18 protein-coding genes are annotated in these 20,531 nt (G+C 71.0%); 14 read left to right on the top strand and 4 right to left on the bottom strand.

Features of this window, described 5'->3' with window-relative positions:
- The first annotated feature begins 65 nt into the window (after positions 1 to 65).
- The 3 genes from ACIBU0_RS40345 to hutI are packed head-to-tail and all read left to right on the top strand — an operon-like array spanning position 66 to position 3,930.
- The gene (locus ACIBU0_RS40345) at positions 66 to 1,268 is read left to right on the top strand and encodes an allantoate amidohydrolase (RefSeq protein WP_398828993.1); all 1,203 of its coding nucleotides are present in this window, start codon (positions 66 to 68) and stop codon (positions 1,266 to 1,268) included.
- Entirely contained in the window at positions 1,265 to 2,614 is a 1,350-nt protein-coding gene (locus ACIBU0_RS40340; RefSeq protein WP_398828811.1) for a formimidoylglutamate deiminase, read from the top strand. Before ACIBU0_RS40345 ends, ACIBU0_RS40340 begins: the two co-directional genes overlap by 4 nt.
- The gene (gene hutI / locus ACIBU0_RS40335; protein ID WP_398828808.1) at positions 2,611 to 3,930 is read left to right on the top strand and encodes an imidazolonepropionase; all 1,320 of its coding nucleotides are present in this window, start codon (positions 2,611 to 2,613) and stop codon (positions 3,928 to 3,930) included. The genes ACIBU0_RS40340 and hutI overlap by 4 nt, the downstream gene beginning before the upstream one ends.
- Before the next feature lie 55 nt (positions 3,931 to 3,985).
- On the opposite strand, the gene ACIBU0_RS40330 is transcribed toward hutI, so the two are convergent.
- Positions 3,986 to 4,498: an ATP-binding protein gene (locus ACIBU0_RS40330; protein ID WP_398828807.1), complete on the bottom strand. Its 513-nt coding sequence runs from the start codon at positions 4,496 to 4,498 to the stop codon at positions 3,986 to 3,988.
- Positions 4,499 to 4,742: 244 nt separating this feature from the next.
- Positions 4,743 to 5,129: an STAS domain-containing protein gene (locus ACIBU0_RS40325; protein ID WP_398828804.1), complete on the bottom strand. Its 387-nt coding sequence runs from the start codon at positions 5,127 to 5,129 to the stop codon at positions 4,743 to 4,745.
- Positions 5,130 to 5,368: 239 nt separating this feature from the next.
- Between ACIBU0_RS40325 and ACIBU0_RS40320 the strand changes: the two genes are divergently transcribed.
- The 6 genes from ACIBU0_RS40320 to ACIBU0_RS40295 all read left to right on the top strand — a co-directional run bounded on the left by ACIBU0_RS40320 (position 5,369) and on the right by ACIBU0_RS40295 (position 12,441).
- Positions 5,369 to 6,322, top strand: a complete 954-nt coding sequence (locus tag ACIBU0_RS40320) for an RNA polymerase sigma factor SigF (RefSeq protein WP_398828802.1) — start codon at positions 5,369 to 5,371, stop codon at positions 6,320 to 6,322.
- 246 nt (positions 6,323 to 6,568) lie between these two features.
- Complete coding sequence (locus ACIBU0_RS40315) at positions 6,569 to 8,134, top strand: ricin-type beta-trefoil lectin domain protein (RefSeq protein WP_398828800.1); 1,566 nt, start codon at positions 6,569 to 6,571, stop codon at positions 8,132 to 8,134.
- Positions 8,135 to 8,321: 187 nt separating this feature from the next.
- Entirely contained in the window at positions 8,322 to 8,987 is a 666-nt protein-coding gene (locus tag ACIBU0_RS40310) for an LPXTG cell wall anchor domain-containing protein (RefSeq protein ID WP_398828798.1), read from the top strand.
- A 135-nt stretch (positions 8,988 to 9,122) separates the two neighbouring features.
- Positions 9,123 to 9,956 (top strand): hypothetical protein, encoded by an 834-nt coding sequence (locus tag ACIBU0_RS40305; protein WP_398828796.1) that lies wholly within the window; start codon positions 9,123 to 9,125, stop codon positions 9,954 to 9,956.
- A complete protein-coding gene (locus ACIBU0_RS40300) occupies positions 9,953 to 11,035 on the top strand; it encodes a hypothetical protein (RefSeq protein ID WP_398828793.1) in 1,083 nt (360 codons plus the stop codon). The genes ACIBU0_RS40305 and ACIBU0_RS40300 overlap by 4 nt, the downstream gene beginning before the upstream one ends.
- 89 nt (positions 11,036 to 11,124) lie before the next feature.
- Entirely contained in the window at positions 11,125 to 12,441 is a 1,317-nt protein-coding gene (locus tag ACIBU0_RS40295) for a hypothetical protein (RefSeq protein ID WP_398828791.1), read from the top strand.
- Between the two features lie 102 nt (positions 12,442 to 12,543).
- On the opposite strand, the gene ACIBU0_RS40290 is transcribed toward ACIBU0_RS40295, so the two are convergent.
- The gene (locus ACIBU0_RS40290) at positions 12,544 to 14,055 is read right to left on the bottom strand and encodes a peptide MFS transporter (protein WP_398828789.1); all 1,512 of its coding nucleotides are present in this window, start codon (positions 14,053 to 14,055) and stop codon (positions 12,544 to 12,546) included.
- A 501-nt stretch (positions 14,056 to 14,556) separates the two neighbouring features.
- Between ACIBU0_RS40290 and ACIBU0_RS40285 the strand changes: the two genes are divergently transcribed.
- Positions 14,557 to 15,234 carry a response regulator transcription factor gene (locus tag ACIBU0_RS40285; RefSeq protein WP_020940464.1) on the top strand — a complete coding sequence of 226 codons (678 nt, stop codon included), beginning with the start codon at positions 14,557 to 14,559 and terminating at the stop codon, positions 15,232 to 15,234.
- A 46-nt stretch (positions 15,235 to 15,280) separates the two neighbouring features.
- On the top strand, positions 15,281 to 16,555 hold the full coding sequence (locus tag ACIBU0_RS40280; RefSeq protein ID WP_398828786.1) for an ATP-binding protein: 1,275 nt from the start codon (positions 15,281 to 15,283) through the stop codon (positions 16,553 to 16,555).
- Between the two features lie 224 nt (positions 16,556 to 16,779).
- Here ACIBU0_RS40280 and ACIBU0_RS40275 read toward each other — a convergent pair whose 3' ends face one another.
- The gene (locus tag ACIBU0_RS40275; protein WP_398828784.1) at positions 16,780 to 17,337 is read right to left on the bottom strand and encodes a GtrA family protein; all 558 of its coding nucleotides are present in this window, start codon (positions 17,335 to 17,337) and stop codon (positions 16,780 to 16,782) included.
- Positions 17,338 to 17,522: 185 nt separating this feature from the next.
- On the opposite strand from ACIBU0_RS40275, the gene ACIBU0_RS40270 reads away from it, so the two are divergent.
- Genes ACIBU0_RS40270 through ACIBU0_RS40260 form a run of 3 tightly spaced genes read left to right on the top strand, consistent with a single transcriptional unit; the run spans position 17,523 to position 20,412 of the window.
- Complete coding sequence (locus ACIBU0_RS40270) at positions 17,523 to 18,662, top strand: 5-(carboxyamino)imidazole ribonucleotide synthase (RefSeq protein WP_398828782.1); 1,140 nt, start codon at positions 17,523 to 17,525, stop codon at positions 18,660 to 18,662.
- Positions 18,659 to 19,198 (top strand): 5-(carboxyamino)imidazole ribonucleotide mutase, encoded by a 540-nt coding sequence (gene purE, locus ACIBU0_RS40265; RefSeq protein ID WP_398828779.1) that lies wholly within the window; start codon positions 18,659 to 18,661, stop codon positions 19,196 to 19,198. Before ACIBU0_RS40270 ends, purE begins: the two co-directional genes overlap by 4 nt.
- A 5-nt stretch (positions 19,199 to 19,203) precedes the next feature.
- Positions 19,204 to 20,412, top strand: a complete 1,209-nt coding sequence (locus tag ACIBU0_RS40260; protein ID WP_398828777.1) for a dipeptidase — start codon at positions 19,204 to 19,206, stop codon at positions 20,410 to 20,412.
- The last annotated feature ends 119 nt before the right edge of the window (positions 20,413 to 20,531 follow it).

Raw genomic sequence — 20,531 nt, 5'->3', positions numbered from 1 at the left:
CGCGGCCTGGGCCGACTGGCGGGTCGCAGCCAGTCCCGGCACGGGCCGGTGGCTCCTTCCTGGAAATGTGGCGCGAGCTGCTCCCCATCGGCCGGCACCCCGACTCCCACGGCTACCGCCGCTTCGCCTGGACCGGTGCGGATCTCGAATGCCGGGCCTGGTTCCAGGCGCAGGCCGAGGCGCGGGGGCTCGTCCACGAGGTCGACCGGAACGGGAACCAGTGGGCCTGGCTCGGGGACCCCGCCGCAGGGGACGCCGTCGTCACCGGGTCGCATCTCGACTCCGTTCCGGACGGCGGCGCCTTCGACGGGCCCCTCGGCGTCGTGTCGTCCTTCGCCGCACTCGACGAACTGCGCGCCAGGGGCGTGGAGTTCACCAAGCCCCTCGCCATCGTCAACTTCGGCGACGAAGAGGGTGCCCGGTTCGGGCTCGCCTGTGTCGGGTCCCGGCTCACCGCCGGGCAGCTCACCGTCGACAACGCCCGCAAGCTGACCGACGGGGACGGGGTCAGCCTGCCCCGGGCCATGGAGGCCGCCGGCTACGACCCCGACGCCATCGGCGCCGATCCGCAGCGGCTCGCGCGCATCGGTGCCTTCGTCGAGCTGCATGTCGAACAGGGGCGCGCGCTCGACCTGTCCGGCGACCGGGTCGGCATCGCCAGCGCCATCTGGCCGCACGGCCGGTGGCGGTTCGACTTCCGGGGCGAGGCCAACCACGCCGGCACCACCCGGCTCGTGGACCGGCGCGACCCCATGCTGACGTACGCCGAGACCGTGCTCGCCGCCCGCCGTGAGGCACAGCTCGCCGGTGCCGTCGCCACCTTCGGCAAGATCGCCGTGGAGCCCAACGGCGTCAACGCCGTCCCCTCCCTGGTGCGCGGCTGGCTCGACTCCCGTGCCGAGGACCAGGACCGCCTCGACCGCGTGGTCACCGGCATCGAGCGGGCCGCCCGGGAGTACGCGGCGGCCCACGGCATCGACCTCGACGTGGTCCGCGAGTCCTTCACGCCCGTCGTCGAGTTCGACCACGCCCTGCGCGACGAACTGGGCCGCATCCTCGGCAAGGACACCGACATCACCGTCCCCGTCCTGGGTACCGGCGCCGGACACGACGCCGGAATCCTCTCCGGGAGCATCCCGACGGCCATGCTGTTCGTACGCAACCCCACGGGCGTCTCGCACTCCCCGGCCGAGTTCGCCGCCGAGGACGACTGCGTGGCCGGAGTCATCGCCCTCGCCGACGTACTGGAAGGACTGGCCTGCACGTGACGCCCACTCAGCAGACCCGTACGTACTGGCTGGAACAGGCCTGGCTCGACACCCACGTCGAGCCGGGCGTCGCCCTCGACGTACAGGACGGCCGCATCGCCGCCGTCCGGACCGACGTCCCCACCCCGCCCCCCGGCGCGGAGATCCTCCGCGGACTGACGCTCCCGGGCCTGGCGAACGCCCACTCGCACGCCTTCCACCGCGCCCTGCGCGGCACCGTCCAGGTCGGCTCCGGCACCTTCTGGACCTGGCGCGAGGTCATGTACTCCGTCGCCGACCGGCTCACCCCGGACACCTACCACGCCCTCGCCCGCGCCGTGTACGCCGAGATGGCGCTGGCGGGGATCACCGCCGTCGGCGAGTTCCACTACGTCCACCACGCCCCGGGCGGCACCCCGTACGCCGACCCGAACGCGATGGGTGAGGCCCTCGTCGAGGCCGCCGCCGAAGCCGGCATCCGGATCACCCTCCTCGACACCGCCTACCTGTCCTCCGGCTTCGGACAGCCGCCCACCACCCACCAGCTCCGCTTCTCCGACGGGAACGCCGAGGCCTGGGCCGAACGCTGTTCAGTTCTCAAGGAACGCGATCACGCACGGATCGGGGCGGCCATCCACTCCGTACGGGCCGTGCCCGCCGGCCAGTTGGAGACCGTGGCACGGTGGGCCGAGGAGCGGCGCGCCCCGCTCCATGTCCACCTGTCCGAGCAGACCGCCGAGAACGAGGCGTGCCTGGAGGTCCACGGCTGCACCCCCACCCAGCTCCTCGCCCTGCACGGCGTCCTCGGCCCGCGCACCACCGGCGTCCACAACACCCACCTCACCGCCGAGGACATCTCCCTCATCGGCGGCAGCGGCACCGGCACCTGCATGTGCCCGACCACCGAACGGGACCTCGCCGACGGCATCGGACCGGCCGCCGCCCTGCAGAACGAGGGCTCCCCGCTCTCCCTCGGCTCCGACAGCCATGCCGTCATCGACCTGCTCGAAGAGGCGCGCGCGATGGAGCTGAACGAGCGCCTGCGCACCCGTACGCGAGGTCACTGGACGGCGGCGGCCCTCCTGCGGGCGGCCTCCGCCGACGGCCACGCGGCCCTCGGCTGGGACGACACCGGCGCCCTGGAGCCGGGTGCACGCGCCGACTTCGCGACGATCGCGCTCGACTCGGTCAGGACGGCAGGGCCGCTTCCGCGGCTCGGGGCCGAGACGGCCGTATTCGCTGCGTCGGCAGCAGACGTGTCGCATACGGTCGTGGGGGGTCGGCACGTCGTACGGGACGGGGTCCACACCCTCGTACCGGATGTGCCGCGGGCCCTTGCGGACGCCGTCGAAGCCCTGCGCGGATGATCCCGGGCCGCCCACCCGCGCGGCCCGCTTCCGCCCCCGAACCCGACCCCACCGCCGACCAGGCCAGCAAGGACGCCATGAGCAACGCGACGACCGTCAGCCCCGCCACCTCCGCGAGCACCGCCAGCACGCTCATCACCAACATCGCCGCCCTGGTCACCAACGACCCCTCCCTGGGGGACGGTTCCCCCCTCGGACTGATCCAGGACGCGGCCGTCGTCATCGAGGGCGACCGCATCGCGTGGACCGGTGATCAAAGCAAAGCACCCGCCACTGACAATCGGGTCGACGCGGGCGGCCGGGCGGGCGTCCCCGGCTTCGTCGACTCCCACTCCCACCTCGTCTTCGCGGGTGACCGGACGCAGGAGTTCAACGCCCGGATGTCGGGACGGCCGTACAGCGCGGGCGGCATCCGCACGACGGTCGCGGCCACGCGGGCGGCGAGCGACGAGGAACTCGAAGCCAACCTCACCCGTTACCTGCACGAGGCTCTCCGCCAGGGCACGACCACCTTCGAGACCAAGTCCGGCTACGGCCTGACCGTCGAGGACGAGGCGCGGGCGCTGCGCATCGCGTCGGCGCACACGGACGAGGTCACCTACCTCGGCGCCCACATCGTCTCGCCGGACTACGCCGACGATCCGGCCGCCTACGTCTCCCTCGTCACCGGCGAGATGCTCGACGCCTGTGCCCCGTACGCCCGTTGGATCGACGTCTTCTGCGAGAAGGGTGCCTTCGACGGCGACCAGGCCCGTGCGATCCTCACGGCGGGCAAGGCCAAGGGCCTGCACCCGCGCGTCCACGCCAACCAGCTCTCCCACGGCCCCGGTGTGCAGTTGGCCGTCGAACTCGACGCCGCCAGCGCCGACCACTGCACCCACCTCACGGACGCGGACATCGACGCCCTGGCGAACAGCCGTACGGTCGCCACGCTCCTCCCCGGCGCGGAATTCTCCACGCGCGCCCAGTGGCCGAACGCCCGCCGCCTCCTCGACGCGGGCGTCACGGTCGCCCTCTCCACCGACTGCAACCCGGGCTCGTCCTTCACTTCCTCCGTCCCCTTCTGCATCGCGCTCGCGGTGCGGGACATGGGGATGACCCCGGACGAGGCGGTCTGGTCGGCCACGGCGGGCGGGGCGGCGGCCCTCCGCCGCGACGACATCGGCCGCCTCTCGCCGGGCGCCCGCGCGGATCTGCTGCTGCTGGACGCGCCGAGCCATGTGCATCTGGCGTACCGGCCGGGGGTGCCGCTGGTCAGCGAAGTGTGGAGAAACGGTGCGGTGACGCACCGGTCGGCTGTCACGCTCGCCCGGTGATGATCGAGGGCTTCGCGGACGATCCGCCCTCCTGAAACCGGTTCGGCGCCGGACCCTAGGCCGGCGCCCCCAGCTCCGCCCACACCGTCTTGCCCGCGACCCCCGGCGTCCGCACGACCCCCCAGTCCAGGCACAGCCGCTGCACGATGAACATGCCGTGGCCGCCGGGGCGACCCGAGCGGTGGGGCGTGCGGGGGGCCGGCTGGCCCGTGCCCTTGTCGGAGACCTCGATGCGGATCACCTTGTTGTCGCAGGCGATCAGCATCTCGTCGGGGCCCTCGGCGTGCAGGCAGGCGTTGGTGACCAGCTCGGAGACGACGAGCAGCACATCCTCGGCGGCGGCCCGCTGGTCGGCGGTGGCGGCCGGCAGCCAGCCCCACGCGTACAGCGCCTGGCGGGCGAAGTCGCGGGCGAGCGGCACGACCCCGCTCTGGCCGTCGAAGTCCAGCCGGCGGACCTGAGGCCCCGCCGACGGCCCGGCGGACGACTCGGACCCCTCGGACGCCCCGGAAGCGCCGCTGGGCTCGGGGCCGCGGTCGCCCGGCGAGAAAGGCCGGGTGGTGCTCATCAGCGCTTCACCTCACCGATTCACCGATTCACCAGTTCAACGTTCACACAATGCACAGATTGACACGCAGAGTCAGTACGCCAGTACACGTCCTTGCCTGACAGGTCGGTCACAGTCCCCCACCCCCGGTGGCCGACATCACAGCCGACACGTTCAGGATGTCTCCTGCCCGAGCGGGCCGAGGGAACACCCCTCTATTCGGCACAAATGATGTGACGTCTGATGCAGCGTCGGACGCGGGGGATCAACCCGCCCCGTCGGCCTCGTCGGCCAGGGCTGCGTCGAGCGAGTCGTGCACCGTGAAGACCGCCTCGGCCCCTGTGATCTCGAACACGCGCGCAACGGCGGGCAGCATGCCCGCGAGATGCACCCCGCCACCGGCGGCCTCCGCTTTCAGGCGGGCCCCGAGCAGCACGTTCAGCCCCGTGGAGTCACAGAACTCGAGTCGCGAGCAGTCGACGACCAGCCGGCTGAAACCCTTGTCGAGGCAGTCCTCGAGTGGCTCACGCAACAAATCGGCCGTGTGGTGGTCCAACTCACCCGCCGGGGTCACGACGGCACTGGAGCCCTCTTCCCGCACCTCGACCAGAAGTCGGCCAGACTGTGCGCTGCCGACCGTCCCGCGGTCCATGCCGTCTCTCACTCCCGACGTCGTGGCTGCTGACTCACGCTCTCGAACACTACGCCTTCCCTACGCCCTCCAACACCCGAACATCCACCCAGAAACGGACATTTCGGAACAGAGCGCACTTGCGGTGGGCTCACGAAAGCGGGTAGGGCTAGTAGAGACACGTAACCGACTCGGCCGGCTTTGGAGGCGCCGCACACCGCAGTGCACGCACAGGCTTCGGCAGCCATATGCCGAGAACGATGGAGGACATCATGTCACCCCGGCTCGACGCATCGCATACCCAGAGCGCGACGTCGGCACCCCGACCGGAACATCTGGATCCCATCGAGCAGAACAGCGAGGTGCGTTCCGAACCCGACTTCGGTCAGGAGTTCGGCCAGGACGACGTACTCGCCGGGCTTCCGGACATCCCCCCGTACGACGAAGTGGGGCCGGTGGACGCACGGGCCCTGTCCAAGACCCTCTTCGAGCGGCTGGAGTCGCTGGAGGAAGGGACCCACGAGTACTCGTACGTCCGCAACACGCTCGTCGAACTCAACCTCGCGCTGGTCAAGTTCGCCGCCTCCCGTTTCCGCTCGCGCAGCGAGCCGATGGAGGACATCATCCAGGTCGGCACGATCGGCCTGATCAAGGCGATCGACCGCTTCGAGCTCGCGCGCGGCGTGGAGTTCCCCACCTTCGCGATGCCGACCATCGTCGGCGAGATCAAGCGCTTCTTCCGCGACACGTCGTGGTCGGTGCGGGTGCCGCGCCGGCTGCAGGAACTCCGGCTCGACCTGGCCAAGGCCGGTGACGAGCTGGCCCAGAAGCTGGACCGCGCCCCGACGGTGCAGGAACTGGCCGAGCGCCTCGGCCTGACCAACGACGAGGTCGTCGAGGGCATGGCCGCGTCGAACGCGTACACCGCCTCCTCGCTGGACGCCCAGCCCGAGGAGGACGACGCCGAGGGCGCGCTGGCCGACCGGATCGGCTACGAGGACCACGGCATCGAAGGCATCGAGTACGTCGAGTCGTTGAAGCCGCTCATCGCCGAACTCCCGCCCAGAGACCGGAAGATCCTCTCCCTGAGGTTCGTCGCGGGCATGACCCAGTCGGAGATCGGCGACGAACTCGGCATCTCACAGATGCATGTGTCGCGGCTGCTGTCACGCACCCTGGTCCGGCTCCGGAAGGGGCTGACGGTCGAGGAGTGACGACCGGCGGCGGAGGGTCGCCCTCCCGCTGACCTGCGCTGTGCCCGGTACCCCGCCGAATCCGTCGGCCGGATACCGGGCACAGCGCGTCATACCGGGCACAGAGTGTTCGGCCCCTCGCACGAGGCTCACGGGTTACCCACAGAAACCCTTTCCCCAAAGCTCCCCTTCCTCCACTATGAGCCGTCATACCCGCCGGTAGCTCAGGACTCCGCGCGGGTGGCAAGGCTGCAAGGAGGCAGGCGGATGGCTCGGGCCGACGACGGCGAGGACCGTGACCGTGGGATGCACACGGGCGCGTCCGACGCGCGGCTCACCGAACTGCTGCGCGCCGACACCGCCACCGCGTATCCGGCCCTCCAGGAACTCCGCGCCCGCCATCACGCACCCGTCCTCGCCTACGCCCGCCTGTGCACCCCGAACGACTCCATGGCACGCCAGCTGGCCGCCCAGGCGTTCACGCTCGCGGCCCGTCAGACGGCACGCGGCGTCGACCCGGGCCTGCCCTGGCGGCACCGGCTCCTGCTGCTGACCGCCCGGTCGGCCGGCACCTGGGCCATGGACGAGCGGGCCGCGGGTCTCGACGCGGGCCTGCTCCTCGTCCTGAACACGACGGGTCCGTCCGGCCCGGTCCCGCCCATGCTCACGGCGTTCCAGAGCCTGTCGTCCCGCACCCAGGGCCTGATCTGGTACGGAGTCGTGGAGCGGGAGCCGGTGGAACGGACGGCCGCTCTCCTCGGCCTCACCCGCGAGGACGTGGCGTACGGCATCGCCCCGGCGCTCCAGCAGCTGGCCCGGGCCTGTCTGCGCACCCGCCTCGCCACCTCCGACGACCCCGACTGCCCCGACTTCGGCCGCCTCATCGAGGAGGCGGCCCGCCCGGACAGCCCTCGTGACAGTGCCGATCTACGCGCGCACATGGCGCGCTGTCCGCACTGCGCGACGGCGTACGAGGAACTGTCGGCCATGCGGGAGGCGCCGCGCACGGCTCTGGCGGAGGGGCTGCTTCCGTGGGGCGGTACGGCGTATGCGGCGGGCGGCGCCGGGGAGCGGGAGGCCGTCGGCCTTGCCGCGGAGGGGAGGTGGCCGACGGGAGTGCGGCCCTGGGACCGCCGTCGGATCGTGCTGGTGTCGGCGGCGCTCGGGGTGGCCCTGCTGCCGCTGGTGCTCTTCCTGGCGGCGCAGGGCGGTTCGTCCTCGTCGCAGGAACCGGTGGGCTCGGTGGGCACAGCGGTGAGTGTGCCGCCGGTGGCGGTGACGGTGACCGCGACGGTGTCGGTCACGCCGTCGCCCTCTTCGCCCTCACCTTCGCCGTCTGCGTCACGGACCTCCAAGTCGCCTTCTCCGGCAAGGACTCCGAAGCCCACGAAGACGGCCCGTCCGAAGCCGACCCCTTCTCCCGTCCGCCTGCCCGACGGCACCTACGCCCAGGTTGTGAACGTCGCCACGGGACTGTGCCTGGACGTCGACGGCGACCCGTACAACGGCACCGACGTCATCACGGCCACCTGCACGTCCGCGCCGGACCAACGCTGGCGGGTCGACTCCGAACGCGGCGTGCTGCAGTCGTACGCCTACCCCGACTACTGCCTGGACAGCCGCGGTTCGACCGACCGCGGGGTGGGGATCTGGACCTGCGACTCGGTCTACGGGCGCAACGGCCAGAACCTGAGGTTCGCGGTGGACGCCGACGGGGTGATCCGTCCGGGGATCGCCCCGGACCATGCGGTCACGCCGAGTGGGGACAGGTGGCTGTCCCTGGTGCGGGAATCCGGGCGGGGGGATCAGCGGTGGCGGGCGGGCGCGCGGTGAGGGCTCGCCCGCGCGGCCGTCACGGCTTGTGTTACCCAGGGTCACCCTGAGGGGCCCACCCTCCACTCGGCCCCCCTCGCACACCCCCCGGATCGTCACAACTCCGGGGCGCACCGTCTCTTCCCTCCTCAACAACCCGGGCGTACCTTGGCGGCCGATCTGATGTGCCGTCAGGAATGAGGGGACCGTGTCGAAGCAGAAGCGAACCGCCGCGCTTGCGACCGCCGCGGCCCTGGCCGGCTCGGCGGTGTTGATGGCCGCCCCTGCGGCTCGGGCCGAGACCGTCGACGTCAACTACGCCTGCAAGACGCCCATCGGTGACAAGAGCGCCGTCTCGCCCATCGACATCAAGGGCGTCAAGAGCGGCAGCGGCTACAAGATCACCATGTCGTGGCAGAAGGGCGTCTCGTCCAGCCCGGTCGAACTGGGCAAGGGCGCGATGAACCCGAGCGCCACCGTCAAGCTGGGCGGCGCCGACAGCGGCACCGTCAACGTCACCGGTCCCGCCAACCAGGAGGCGATTCCCGCCAACACCCCCATCAAGATCAATGACTTGACGGGTACGTACACCCCGAAGAAGACCGGCAAGGTCACCTTCACTGCAGGCGTGCTCACCATCAAGGCGCTCGGCACGACGACCACGTGCACCCCCACCAACAGCCCCGGGCCCTCGCTGACCCTCGACGTCACGGCCGCGAGCGGGGGCGGCGGCGGAACCCAGAGCGGCTCCGGCGTCGAGCTTCCGCAGACCGGCCCGGAGGACTCGGCCATCGCCCTCGGCACCCTCGGCGGCACGGTGGTCCTCGCGGGGGCGGCGGGGGTGTTGTGGGTGACGCGGCGGAATCAGGTCTGAGCGCTCGGCTGGGAGTGCGCCATGGGGCGTGCCGCGGTGGGTCAGCGGGCGTCTGCGGCGCCGTTGTGGCTGGTCGCGCAGTTCCCCGCGCCCCTGATGGGGCGCTGCCCCACCGTGAGATTGCTGGAGCCGCCCATGTCGACCGCCGTCCGTGTCCTGTGTCTGTCGCTGCTCGTGCTGCTCGGGGCCGCCTCCTCGGCGACGGCCGCCGAGGGGTGGTCCCTCGCGCCTGCCGGTGGCGGGCGGCCGGCCTTCTACGGCGAGGGCGAGCCCGGGAGGGTGCTGCAGGACACGGTGTCCGTGACCAACCGCAGCGGGGAACCCGTCACGGTCCGGCTCCACGCCCCCGGCCTGACCTTTGCGGACGGCACCGTGCGTGTCCCTGCCCGGACCCGCGCCGACGTCCCCTTCACGGTGACGGTTCCGGCCGCCGACCGTACCGTCGAGATCGTCGTCCGCGACGGGGACGGCCGTGAGCGGCGGGTCCCGTTCCGGCTGCGCGTCACCGTCCCGGAGGTGTCCGCTCTGACCGTCGAGCACATGGCGGTGCGCGGCGACGGTATCGCGTACGAGCTGGTCAACCGCGGTACGACGACCCTGGAGCCGCGGCTGGCCGTCCGGGCGGACGGCGTCCTCGGCCCCGTCCTCGACCGCGGGCCGCGCGCCCTGCCCGTCGCCCTGCCCCCGGGCAGCCGTACCAAGCTCACCGAGCCCTGGCCCGACCGGCCCGCCCTGGACGCGGTCGACGTACGGCTGACGGTGACGGCGGCGGGTGGGGTGCGGGACACGGCGGAGGTGTCGGCGCGGTTCGTGCCGTCGGGCGCGATGGCGGGGGTCGCCGGAGCGGTCGTGACGGTCGGCGCCTTCTTCGCCGTACGACGTCGTGGGCGCCGCAGGCCGGGAAGCGGCGGCGAGCCGGTCCTCGAACCGCCACACAGGGACGCCGAGTTGACGGGAGCGGTGACATGAACGGCAAGGTCCGCGGCGCGCTGCTGGCGCTGCTGTTCCTGATCCCGCTCGTGGGCGTCGTGCAGCCCGCCTCGGCCGCGGACCCGCCCACCGTGAAGCTCTCCAAGTCGCAGGCGGGGACAGGTGGTTCGATCACCGTCACCGGTGCGGGCTGGCGGCCGCGCGCCCTGCTGATGCTCCTGATCTGCGGCCAGTCCGTGCCGTCGACCGGCGTCAGAGGCGGCACCAACTCCTGCGCCAACGCGGACGGCAGGGCCGTCACGACCGACGCCGAGGGGCGCTTCAGCCGGAAGCTGCCGGTGGCCGAGCCGCCCGTGCCGTGCCCGTGCGTGGTGCATGTCGCGACGGTGACGGGGGCGAAGGCCGAGGCCGACGCCGTCTTCCAGGTGGCCGGGCACGCGGTCGAGCCGTTGCCCGCGGAACCGGCGGGCGGACGCCTGTCGGTCCTCACGGACACCCGGCTGGACGGCTCCGGTGGCCTGCTGACCTGGTTCGGCGCACCGCCCGCCCGGACGCTGGTCTTCACCGTGGGCAACGTCGGCACATCCGCCGTCCGGAACCCGGTCTTCCAAGTCGGCACCTCACACGGGGTGTTCGCCCCCAAGTGGGAGGACCAGCAGTGGCGCGGCACGATCCGGCCGGGGAAGAAGGCACGGATCGAGCTGCCGGTGGAGCTCGCCGCCGGGGCGCACGGCGACTACACCGTCTCCCTGAAATACGGCGGCAAGGTGATGGCCGAACAGCCCTGGGGCGTGGGCCGGCCCTGGGGCGTGACGCTGTTCTGGGTCCTGGTCTGTCTGGTCGTACCGGCGGCGTTGTTCCGCGTCGGGATGGCGGTGGTGGACCGGGTGCGGCCGCGGCGGACGTCCCGCCGTCGCGGTCTGCGCCTGCCCGAAGCGGCCCTGCGCATCCCGGGACTGAAACCCCGGGAAGAGGCGAGGCACGCCCTTCCCTCTTCCTCCTCGACCCTGCCGTGGTTCACCCCGGACAACGATCCGGGCACGGCCGGTCGGCTCTCCGCACCGCACGACGACAGCCCGACGAGTCCCACGACTCCGACCAGGAAGGGATCCACGTGAGCAAGCGAAGGAGAGTCACACCGGTCGGGCCCCGGAGCCCCCGCGGTCCTCGAAGCCCTCGCAGAGCCGGCGCGGCAGGCGTCGCCCTGATGCTCGGCGGCGCGGGAGTGCTGCTCGGCGTGGCCGCCGCGCCCGCGCAGGCGGCCGAGGTGGCGTACGCGACCGAGTGCATCCCGCCCGCGATCTCCGGGCTGCCGCCGGTCCAGGGCACGACCAAGGTGGAGATCACCGCGCCCGCCGAGGCGAAGGTCGGCGACGAGGTGGAGATCGTCTGGAAGTTCGTCCAGGCGGCGTCGAAGAACCCCGACATCCTCGCCCTGGACAAGGACACGGTCCAGCCGACGGGCACGCTCAAGGCGGCCGGCGCGCAGACGGCGGACATCGCCATGCAGGGACCCCGGCAGAACCCGCCGATCCCCAAGAACAGCGACATGAAGCTCTCCGACATGAAGGGGAAGCTGAAGCTGACGGCACCGGGCGAAGTGTCCCTGACGCCGGACGCGTACAACATCAACGTCAACAAGCCGATCTCGACGGACACCAAGTGCACGCCCAAGGAGACGGTCAAGCCGGCGGCCACGATCAAGGTGACGGGCGCGGGCGGAGGGCCGGGCGGTACGACGGGAGGGCTGCCGACGGTCGTGCCGACGCTGCCGACGAGCGTGCCGACCGGGCTGCCCACGGGGCCGTCGACCCCGACTGCGACGCCCAGTGAGAGCGAGACGGGCGGGGACAGCGGCGGCTCTTCCGGTTCGGGCGGCGGCAGCGGCGGGGGCGACGGCGGCCAGACGGACTTCACGGGCAAGGAGGTCGAGGTCCCGTACGCGTGCAAGACGCCCATCGGCGACAAGAACGCCACCTCGCCGGTCCAGATCAACGCCAAGAAGAACGGCGGGAGCTTCGACCTGACGGTCCGGTTCAAGAAGTCGGTGATGGACAGCCCCGCCGACATCCCGAAGGACTCCGTCAAGCCGTCCATGGAGGTCGTCCTGGGCGGCGCCGACAAGGGCACGGTCCATGTCGAGGGCCCGACCAACTCCGAGGCCATCAAGGCGGGCGACCCCATCGAGATCCCGGACCTGACGGGTACGTACAAGCCGGGGGCGAGCGGCGAGTCGACCCTCTCCCCGGGCGTCCTGACGGTGAAGGCCCTGGGTACGACGACGACGTGCACACCGACGAAGACGGAGGTCTCCCTGACCCTGGACACGGCCGAGCAGGCGAGCGGCGCGTCGGGCGGCGGTTCGGCAGGGGGTTCGGCGGGCGGCTCGTCGACGGACGGCGGCTTGGCGGCGACGGGAGCGGAGGACCACGGCGCGCTGAAGGCACTGGGTCTGGTGGCGGGGACGGCGCTGTTGCTGGGAGGCGCGGTCTTCACGTTCATGCCAGGACGCAGGCTGCGTTAGCCGACCTCCTAGGGGCGCGGGGAACCGCGCACAGCCGCACAGAGCAACGGGGCCGCTGAAACCCACCTGGATTCCAGCGGCCCCGTCGGCTCAAGCACAGCGCTAGCGCACGTCGCCCATCAGGGCACGGATCTTGCGCCCGGCCATCATGAACGCCAGCCCCGCGGCAACGGCGATGACGGCCCACATCGTGTAGTACACGGCGTCACCCAGCGGAGCGTTCAGCTTGGTGGTCCAGCCGTTGAGCGCGTTGCCCGTCGCGGTGGCCAGGAACCACAGGCCCATGATCTGGCCGACGAACTGCTTCGGCGCCAGCTTCGTCGACAGGGACAGGCCCACCGGCGACAGGCACATCTCGCCGAGGGTCTGCACCAGGTAGACGCTCAGCAGCCAGAAGACGGTGACCTTGCCCGTGTCGCTGTTCGCGGCGGCGGCGCCGGCCAGGCCCATGATGCCGAACGAGCCACCGATGAGGAGCATCGCCAGGGCGAACTTCATGGGGGTGCTGGGCTCACGGTTGCGCTTGGCCAGCTTCACCCACACAGCGGCGAAGACCGGGGCGAGCACGATGACCATGGCCGGGTTGACCGACTGGTACCAGGACGCCGGGAACTCCCAGCCGCCGATCATGCGGTCGGTCTTGCCGTCCGCGAAGATCGTCAGCAGCGAACCGGACTGGTCGTAGATCATCCAGAACAGCACGGCGGTGGCGAAGAACCAGGCGAAGGCCTGGATCTTCGGCTTGTCCTCGGTGGCCAGGGCCGGGTTCCGGTACATCGTCACGAAGTAGACGATCGGCACCACGATGCCGAGGATCGCGAGCACATTGACGATGTGCTCGATGTCGTACGTACCCAGCAGGAGGTCCAGGACCAGCGCGGCGACGGCAATGCCGCCCCACAGCGCGACCTTGCGCAGCGCGGCGCGCTTCTCCTCGGGGGAGGCCGGGGTGCCGGGCTCCTTGCCGATGTCGCCGAGGTGGCGGCCGCCGAGGACGTACTGGATGACGGCGAGGGTCATACCGACACCGGCGACACCGAAGCCGAGGTGCCAGTTGACGTTCTCGCCGAGGTAGCCGACGACCAGCGGGGCGGCCATGCCACCGATGTTGATCGCCATGTAGAAGAGCGTGAAGCCGGCGTCGCGGCGGGCGCTGGGCTGGCCCTCGTAGAGGCCGCCGACCATCGCGGAGATGTTCGGCTTCAGCAGTCCGGTGCCGATCGCGATCAGGCCGAGACCGCAGAAGAAGGCGACGTCCGCGGGGATCGCCAGCGTGAAGTGGCCTGCCGCGATGACGATGCCGCCGACGAGCACGGCCTTACGGGCACCCCAGAGGCGGTCGGCGACCCAGCCGCCGGGCATGGCGGCCATGTACACGACCGCGTTGTAGACGCCGTAGATCGAGGCGGCCAGGGCTTCCCGGCCCGCCAGGGGGCCGTCGAGGACGCCCGCGATCAAGTAGAGGACGAGAATGCCGCGCATTCCGTACCAGGAAAAGCGCTCCCACATCTCCGTCATGAAGAGCGTGGCCATACCGCGGGGGTGGCCGAAGAAGGTCTTCTCGGTGCCGGGGGTGCCCGGGCGGGCCGAGTCCTTCGTCAGGCTGGACGCCATGGTCGTTCCTTGCTGGTCGGGACGCGCACGACATCGAACGGTCACGCGCCCGGTGGGGGGGAGCCGGCACCGGCGGGTACGGCCGCCCACCCACGCCCAGGGGAGTTCCGCTCCGGGTCGCGGAGCGGAAGACGGCGACCGCCGGGATCCACGCCCCCGTCTTTCAGGGGCCCGGCCACAGGTCATTCCTTTTCACGCGCACAAACGTGCGCGCACATAAAAGAGACCCTCAGCGTCAAGTGCCGCCAAAGGTCCCTGCAGTGCTACAGGCGTAGATTCACCATACGTCAGGACACTGCCGGATATGGAAGGACTTGAGACACGGATCACAGGTGTCGAGGGAACCGCAGGCACCCTTTCGAAGGTCCTTTTCAGGATCGCACCTCGTAGGCATAGGTCTGTACCACAGCGCCGGAAGGTAAGAGACGCCCCGAAGGACGGTAAGAATCAAGGCGTCCGATCACACCCCGGCTCTTGTCATGGGCGGACTACCATCAGCTCATGACCCGTGTACTGCTCGCCGAGGACGACGCGTCCATTTCGGAGCCGCTGGCCCGCGCACTGCGCCGGGAAGGGTACGAGGTCGAGGTGCGGGAGGACGGACCCACCGCACTCGACGCAGGAATGCAGGGCGGAGTCGACCTGGTCGTGCTGGACCTCGGCCTGCCCGGCATGGACGGCCTGGAGGTGGCCCGCCGGCTGCGGGCCGACGGTCACACCGTGCCGATCCTCATCCTGACCGCGCGCGCCGACGAGGTGGACACCGTCGTCGGCCTGGACGCGGGTGCCGACGACTACGTCACCAAGCCGTTCCGGCTCGCCGAACTGCTCGCGCGGGTGCGGGCCCTGCTCCGGCGCGGCGCCGCCGAACCGCAGCAGCCGCCTGCCACGCACGGCGTGCGGATCGACGTCGAGTCGCACCGGGCGTGGATGGGGGACGAGGAACTCCAGCTGACGGCCAAGGAGTTCGATCTGCTGCGGGTGCTGGTGCGGGACGCGGGCCGGGTGGTCACCCGCGACCAGTTGATGCGCGAGGTGTGGGACACGACCTGGTGGTCCTCCACCAAGACCCTCGACATGCACATCTCCTGGTTGCGCAAGAAGCTGGGCGACGACGCGGCGAACCCTCGCTACATCGCGACGGTACGGGGCGTGGGCTTCCGTTTCGAGAAGAGCTGAGCTCACGGCCGTACAGCCGTACAGACGTACAGGTGAGTAAGAGGACATGCGCCGCCGACTGATCCAGTCCACCCTCGCTGTCGTTCTCGTGGTGATCGCCGTGTTCGGCGTGTCACTGGTGATCGTCGAGACGCGGACGATCACCAACACCGCGCAGGAACGGGTGGACACCGAGGCGGTCCGGCTGATCAGCATCGTGGACAGCCGGCTGCTCGGGGACGAGACCGTCGACGCGAAGGTGCTGCGGGACCAGATCCAGGGGGATCGTTACGCCGAGATCCGGATCCCCGGGAAACCGCTGATCGAGGTGGGCACCAGGCCGACCGGTGAGGTCATCAGCGCCCGGCAGACCGGCGAAGAGGGCGAGACGATCACCGTTCAGGAGCCGCGTTCGTCGGTGACGCGGGAGGTCGGCCGGACGCTGCTGATCATCGGGGCGGTGGCGCTGCTGGCGGTGATCGCGGCGGTCCTGCTCGCGGTGCGCCAGGCGAACCGCCTCGCCTCCCCGCTCACCGACCTCGCGGAGACGGCGGAACGTCTCGGCTCGGGCGATCCCCGCCCACGCCACAAGCGGTACGGCGTCCCGGAGCTGGACCGCGTGGCGGACGTCCTCGACTCCTCCGCCGAGCGCATCGCACGCATGCTCACAGCCGAACGCCGCCTGGCCGCGGACGCCTCCCACCAGCTCCGCACCCCGCTCACGGCCCTCTCCATGCGCCTGGAGGAGATTACCCTCACCGACGATCCGGACACGGTGAAGGAGGAGGCGACGATCGCTCTGACCCAGGTGGAGCGCCTCACGGACGTGGTCGAACGCCTCCTGACGAACTCCCGGGACCCCCGCAACGGCTCCGCCGTCACCTTCGACCTGGACGAGGTCATCCAGCAGCAGCTCGCCGAATGGCGCCCGGCGTACCGCAGCGCGGGCCGGGCGATCGTCAGCTCGGGCAAGCGCCACCTCCAGGCGGTCGGCACGCCGGGCGCGGTGGCCCAGGTCCTCGCCGCGCTGATCGAGAACTCCCTCATGCACGGCGGTGGCACGGTGGCGCTGCGCACCCGCGTCACCGGCAACCAGGCGGTCATCGAGGTCACCGACGAGGGCCCCGGCATCCCGGCGGACCTCGGCGCCCGCATCTTCGAGCGCGCCATCAGCGGCCGCAACTCCACGGGCATCGGCCTCGCGGTGGCCCGAGACCTCGCGGAAGCGGACGGCGGCCGCCTGGAAATGCTCCAGACGAACCCCCCGGTCATCGCCCTGTTCCTCTCCCGCACACCCCCGACGAAGAAGCCGACGCAGGATGCGGGGCCGACGGTCAGGTGAGGGTGGGGATGAGCTGCCCGTCGGGGCCGGCCACCTCTCGACGCCGGCCCGCGCACTTCAGCCCGTCCGGCGTTTGAGGACAAGGCCCCTTAAGGGCCGAAGCGGTCTGGGGGCGGCAGCCCCCAGGGACCGGGGTCGAAGGGGCGGAGCCCCTGGAGGATGGGACGGGTAGGGGCGGCGGGGGCGAGGAAGAACCCGCAGGCCCCGCCGCGCGGCCGCGCCAGTCAGCCCACCCGCTGCCCGACCCGCGGCTTCTCCGCCTCCGCCCGCCGCGTCGTCAGGAACGATTCCGCACCGGCCACCGCCTCCTCCGAAGGAAGCGCCCGGAACACCCACGACCGATACGACCAGAACCGGAACAGCGTCGCGACACCGATGCCGAGGAACTTGAAGACGTTGCTCTGCAGCGGACTGTCCCAGCCGAACCCGTACGTCGCCGCGTACAGCACGCCGTTCTCGATCACCAGACCGACCACGCTGAACAGCAGGAACAGGCTCAGTTCCTTGGTACGACGGCTCTTGTCGCGGTCGCGGTACGTGAAGTACCGGTAACCGATGTAGTTGGTGAACGTCGCGACCGCCGTAGCGATCACGCTCGACCGCACGACCTGGAGGTCGGTCACATGCCGTACCAGGTTGAACACGAGGAAATTGACCAGGACCCCCGCCCCGCCCACCGCCCCGAACTTGGCGACCTCACGCACCAGCCGGTCGAACCGCTGCCGAACGGCACTGCGAGGTACCGGAGGCGCCGTATGAAGCCCCGAGGAACCACGTCCCATGGTCGTGAAGGCTCCTGTCGGTCGATGTGTCGGTCAGGTGCCGACCGGTTTCGTCAACCCAGCCATGCTAACCACCCCCCTCGGCGATTGCCTGTGCGCGAGGTCATAGGTCGGGAACAGGTCGGGAAGAGGCCCGCAAAAGTCCGGTAAGAGGGTCGCCCCGGCGCGGCCGATACCCTAGGGGCGTGACGTTCCCGGTAGTCGGCATGGTCGGCGGGGGCCAGCTCGCTCGTATGACACACGAGGCAGGCATCCCGCTGGGCATCAGGTTCAAGCTCCTCAGTGACACTCCTCAGGATTCCGCGGCGCAGGTCGTCAGCGATGTCGTCATCGGCGACTATCGCGACCTGGACACGCTGCGCGACTTCGCGCGCGGGTGCGATGTGATCACCTTCGATCACGAACACGTACCCACCGAGCACCTCAGGGCCCTGGAGGCGGACGGCATCCCCGTACGCCCGGGCCCCGACGCGCTCGTGCACGCCCAGGACAAGGGCGTGATGCGCGCGAAACTCGACGCGATCGGCGTGCCCTGCCCACGGCACCGCATCGTGAGCGACCCGGCCGACGTGGCCGCGTTCGCGGCGGAGGGCGACGGCTTCCCGGTCGTCCTCAAGACGGTCCGCGGCGGCTACGACGGCAAGGGCGTGTGGGTCGTCGACAGCGTGGCGGAGGCCGAGGACCCGTTCCGCGCCGGCGTCCCGGTCCTCGCCGAGGAGAAGGTCGACTACGTCCGCGAGCTGGCGGCGAACGTCGTACGCTCCCCGCACGGCCAGGCCGTCGCCTACCCGGTGGTCGAGTCCCGGCAGGTCGCCGGCGTCTGCGACACCGTCATCGCCCCGGCCCCCGACCTCGACGAGACCCTCGCCCTGAAGGCCGAGGAGATGGCCCTGACCATCGCCAAGGAACTCGACGTCGTCGGCCACCTCGCCGTCGAGCTGTTCCAGACCCGCGACGGCCGCATCCTCGTCAACGAACTGGCGATGCGCCCGCACAACTCGGGCCACTGGACGCAGGACGGCGCCATGACCTCGCAGTTCGCCAACCACGTCCGCGCCGTCCTCGACCTCCCCCTCGGCGACCCGCGCCCGCGCGCCAAGTGGACGGTCATGGTCAACGTCCTCGGCGGCGACTACCCCGACATGTACTCCGCGTACCTGCACTGCATGGCCCGCGACCCCCAGCTCAAGATCCACATGTACGGCAAGGACGTGAAGCCCGGCCGCAAGGTCGGCCACGTCAACACCTACGGCGACGACCTGGACGAGGTGCTGGAGCGCGCCCGTCACGCTGCCGGCTATCTGAGAGGCACGATCACCGAATGAGTACCGCTGTCGGCCCCGTCGTGGGCATCGTGATGGGTTCGGACTCCGACTGGCCCGTCATGGAGGCCGCCGCCCAGGCCCTCGACGAGTTCGAGATCGAGTACGAGGTCGACGTCGTCTCCGCGCACCGTATGCCGCGCGAGATGGTCGCCTACGGTGAGCAGGCCGCCGAACGCGGGCTCAAGGTGATCATCGCCGGAGCCGGAGGAGCCGCCCACCTGCCGGGCATGCTCGCCTCCGTCACGCCGCTGCCGGTCATCGGCGTCCCCGTCCCGCTGAAGTACCTCGACGGCATGGACTCCCTGCTGTCGATCGTGCAGATGCCGGCCGGCGTGCCCGTCGCCACCGTCTCGGTCGCCGGCGCCCGCAACGCCGGCCTGCTCGCCGCCCGCATCCTCGCCGCCCACGACGAGGAGCTGCTGCAGCGGATGCGCGAGTTCCAGCAGGACCTGAACGACCAGGCCACCGAGAAGGGCAAGCGGCTGCGCGCCAAGGTCGAGGGAGCGGGCGGGTTCGGCTTCGGCGCGGGGAAGTGACGCCGATGACCTCCGCTTCGCTGGGGGCGGCCCGGGAACTCCTGCGCGAGTTCCCGGTCGTCGACGGCCACAACGACCTCCCGTGGGCCCTGCGCGCCCAGGTCCGCTACGACCTCGACGCCCGCGACATCGCCACCGACCAGGCCGCCCACCTGCACACCGACATCCCCCGCCTGCGCGAGGGCGGCGTGGGCGCGCAGTTCTGGTCGGTGTACGTCCGCTCGGACTACGCCGGCGACAAGGCGGTCAGCGCCACCCTCGAACAGATCGACTGCGTACGGCAGTTGCTGGCACGCCACCCGGGCGACCTGCGCCCCGCGCTGACGGCGGCGGACATGGAGGCGGCCCGCGCCGAGGGCCGTATCGCGTCCCTGATGGGCGCCGAGGGCGGCCACTCGATCGCCGACTCCCTGGCGACGCTCCGCGCGCTGTACGCGCTCGGCGTCCGCTACATGACCCTCACCCACAACGACAACATCGCGTGGGCCGACTCGGCGACGGACGAGCCCGAGGTGGGCGGGCTGTCCGCGTTCGGCCGCGAGGTCGTCCGGGAGATGAACCGCGAGGGCATGCTGGTGGACCTCTCGCACGTGGCGGCCACGACGATGCGCGACGCGCTGGACACCTCCACCGCCCCGGTGATCTTCTCGCACTCCTCCTCCCGCGCGGTGTGCGACCACCCGCGCAACATCCCCGACGACGTCCTGGAACGCCTCCCAGGCAACGGCGGCATCGCGATGGTGACCTTCGTGCCGAAGTTCGTGCTCCAGGCGGCGGTCGACTGGACGGCCGCGGCCGACGAGAACATGCGCGCCCACGGCTTCCACCACCTCGACACGACCGCCGAGGCGATGAAGGTGCACCGCGCCTTCGAGGAGAGCACCCCGCGCCCGGTCGCCACGGTGGCCACGGTCGCCGACCACCTGGACCACATGCGCGAGGTCGCCGGCGTCGACCACCTGGGCATCGGCGGCGACTACGACGGCACCGCCTTCACCCCCGACGGCCTGAACGACGTCTCCGGCTACCCGAACCTGATCGCCGAACTGCTCGACCGGGGCTGGTCGAAGACCGACCTGGCCAAGCTGACCTGGCAGAACGCCGTACGGGTGCTGGGCGCGGCGGAGGACGTTGCCCGTGACCTCCGGACGACGCGGGGGCCGTCCAACGCGACCATCGAGGAACTGGACGGACCGGACGGACGGGACGACTGATCGCCCAGGGCGGGGCAGCCGGTACCCCCGAACGCCCCGCCCACCAGGAAGCCGCTCCGGGTCCGTGCGACGGTGAACCGTACTGCTGATCAGGATCCCGAGCACGTACGGAGACCGCC

The organism is Streptomyces sp. NPDC049627 (assembly GCF_044465645.1).
GTDB lineage: Bacteria > Actinomycetota > Actinomycetes > Streptomycetales > Streptomycetaceae > Streptomyces.
Note: the sequence above shows the minus strand (reverse complement) of the source record. Positions and strands in the feature narration are given on the sequence as shown.

Coding starts and splice junctions, on each gene's coding strand:
- ACIBU0_RS40300 (WP_398828793.1), top strand. CDS start 9,953: ATGAACGGCAAGGTCCGCGGCGCGCTGCTGGCGCTGCTGTTCCTGATC.
- ACIBU0_RS40285 (WP_020940464.1), top strand. CDS start 14,557: ATGACCCGTGTACTGCTCGCCGAGGACGACGCGTCCATTTCGGAGCCG.
- ACIBU0_RS40290 (WP_398828789.1), bottom strand. CDS start 14,055: ATGGCGTCCAGCCTGACGAAGGACTCGGCCCGCCCGGGCACCCCCGGC.
- ACIBU0_RS40295 (WP_398828791.1), top strand. CDS start 11,125: ATGCTCGGCGGCGCGGGAGTGCTGCTCGGCGTGGCCGCCGCGCCCGCG.
- ACIBU0_RS40275 (WP_398828784.1), bottom strand. CDS start 17,337: ATGGGACGTGGTTCCTCGGGGCTTCATACGGCGCCTCCGGTACCTCGC.
- ACIBU0_RS40345 (WP_398828993.1), top strand. CDS start 66: ATGTGGCGCGAGCTGCTCCCCATCGGCCGGCACCCCGACTCCCACGGC.
- ACIBU0_RS40315 (WP_398828800.1), top strand. CDS start 6,569: ATGGCTCGGGCCGACGACGGCGAGGACCGTGACCGTGGGATGCACACG.
- ACIBU0_RS40325 (WP_398828804.1), bottom strand. CDS start 5,129: ATGGACCGCGGGACGGTCGGCAGCGCACAGTCTGGCCGACTTCTGGTC.
- hutI (WP_398828808.1), top strand. CDS start 2,611: ATGATCCCGGGCCGCCCACCCGCGCGGCCCGCTTCCGCCCCCGAACCC.
- ACIBU0_RS40260 (WP_398828777.1), top strand. CDS start 19,204: ATGACCTCCGCTTCGCTGGGGGCGGCCCGGGAACTCCTGCGCGAGTTC.
- ACIBU0_RS40280 (WP_398828786.1), top strand. CDS start 15,281: ATGCGCCGCCGACTGATCCAGTCCACCCTCGCTGTCGTTCTCGTGGTG.
- purE (WP_398828779.1), top strand. CDS start 18,659: ATGAGTACCGCTGTCGGCCCCGTCGTGGGCATCGTGATGGGTTCGGAC.
- ACIBU0_RS40305 (WP_398828796.1), top strand. CDS start 9,123: ATGTCGACCGCCGTCCGTGTCCTGTGTCTGTCGCTGCTCGTGCTGCTC.
- ACIBU0_RS40320 (WP_398828802.1), top strand. CDS start 5,369: ATGGAGGACATCATGTCACCCCGGCTCGACGCATCGCATACCCAGAGC.
- ACIBU0_RS40330 (WP_398828807.1), bottom strand. CDS start 4,498: ATGAGCACCACCCGGCCTTTCTCGCCGGGCGACCGCGGCCCCGAGCCC.